This is a genomic window from Legionella sp. km772 (genome assembly GCF_003989735.1).
Classification (GTDB): Bacteria; Pseudomonadota; Gammaproteobacteria; order Legionellales; family Legionellaceae; genus Legionella.
In genome coordinates this window covers 1-1554 of record NZ_RZGQ01000333.1, presented here as the reverse complement: position 1 = coordinate 1554, position 1554 = coordinate 1, and the positions used below count along the sequence as shown (strand labels likewise).

Sequence of the window (1554 nt, the reverse complement as noted above, 5' to 3'; positions counted from 1 at the left end):
CTCTCCTGGCCTATGGACTTGTGGATAAGCCATTCTGAGAGTAAGGTGAATGAACTAACAAACCGGGAATAGCTCTTATTTTTCCTGAATTTTGTTCCAGATCCCCGGACCTAGCTAATTCATTTGCTGTTTAATTAGCATAACAGTTTTTTATTGATTGTTAAGGATTTTTTTAAATTATATCTATGTTTTTAATAATTTTTCACTTTAGGAATACACAATGAATTATACGAAATCAGCTTTTATAAAATTAGCTCTAGAATCTAAGGTATTAAAATTCGGAGAATTCACGTTAAAGTCTGGTCGTATCAGTCCTTATTTTTTTAATGCTGGTTTATTTTATACTGGAGCAGCCTTAGATCAATTAGGTCAATTCTATGCGCAAACGCTGATTGACAATAAGGTTGAAATGGATCATCTATTTGGTCCAGCTTATAAAGGACTACCTCTAGCTACCGCTGCAGCAATCGCCTTAAACCAAAGCCATAAAAATATCACCGTAACCTTTAATCGCAAGGAAATAAAAGACCATGGTGAAGGCGGCCAATTAATAGGTGCACCCTTAAGTGGAAAAACCATTATTATTGATGACGTAATAACTGCAGGCACCGCATTTAGAGAGTCACAATCTTTAATAAAAATGAATGGCGGTCAGCTTACTGGGGTAATTATTGCCCTCGATCGTTGCGAGCGAGGCCAAACAAATCAATCCGCTCTTTCTGAAATAGCTAACCAAGGCATTAAGGTTTACTCTATTATTAATTTTTTTGATTTAATTGATTATTTAAAAGCAAATAAGCAAGAAGAAGAACTCGACAAAATGCAAGCCTATTACGAATTATATGGTTGTAAAGAATAATTAGTATTAATCAATTAAATCCCCTACCCCCTTTGCTCTTAGAAAAAGGGGTATTAACAAAATACAAGGGGGATGTTGGACATGGATAGCCTTTAAATTTTTAACTGGCTTTAATTGCTGAGCGATAAGCCTGCAGATTCATTAATAACTCCGCTTCTGCATTTGATAAATGGCAGTTTTCAATTATTTCCTCTCGGTTACCCCCCATTTCCAAAATACGCAGAGCATGCTGATAACCCCCATCATTGTCGCGAATATTTTCTAAGTCTTGAAGTTGGTTATCCATACTAATTAACTGGCTATTGATTTCTCTTAATTGTTTGGAAAAAGTTAAATCTGCTTTAACCAAAATGGGGTGATCTTTAATAATCCCAACAATTGTTTTCTCTAAATTTTTATACTGCTCTTCTAAATTCGCAATTTGTTTACGTTGATTCAAGAGATAATTGCCAATAAATAAAAAAATAATTAGGTTAACACTCAAGAGAATATTAATCATTCAGGTTCCTTGTTAGAAGAGTTAGTATTTTGAGGTTCTTCAGTTGATTTTACCTTGTCTACACTATTGATAAAAGTACTCTGATATAGGCGCGGATTTTTAGACGAAAAAAAGGTATTTTTAAGAGCTATTCTTCTAATATAAGAGGGGAATAGAATGACCAAAAAGCGAAATTATTACACTGCATCAAAAAAAT

The 1554-nt window shown here is 33.9% G+C and carries 2 protein-coding genes; one reads left to right on the top strand and one right to left on the bottom strand.

The features are described from left to right. The first annotated feature begins 220 nt into the window (after positions 1-220). On the top strand, positions 221-859 hold the full coding sequence (pyrE, locus tag ELY15_RS15705; protein WP_127101685.1) for an orotate phosphoribosyltransferase: 639 nt from the start codon (positions 221-223) through the stop codon (positions 857-859). A 100-nt stretch (positions 860-959) separates the two neighbouring features. Here the strand turns inward: pyrE and ELY15_RS15700 are convergent, their stop codons facing one another. Next, positions 960-1358: a DUF2802 domain-containing protein gene (locus ELY15_RS15700; protein ID WP_127101683.1), complete on the bottom strand. Its 399-nt coding sequence runs from the start codon at positions 1356-1358 to the stop codon at positions 960-962. Positions 1359-1554: the final 196 nt, after the last annotated feature.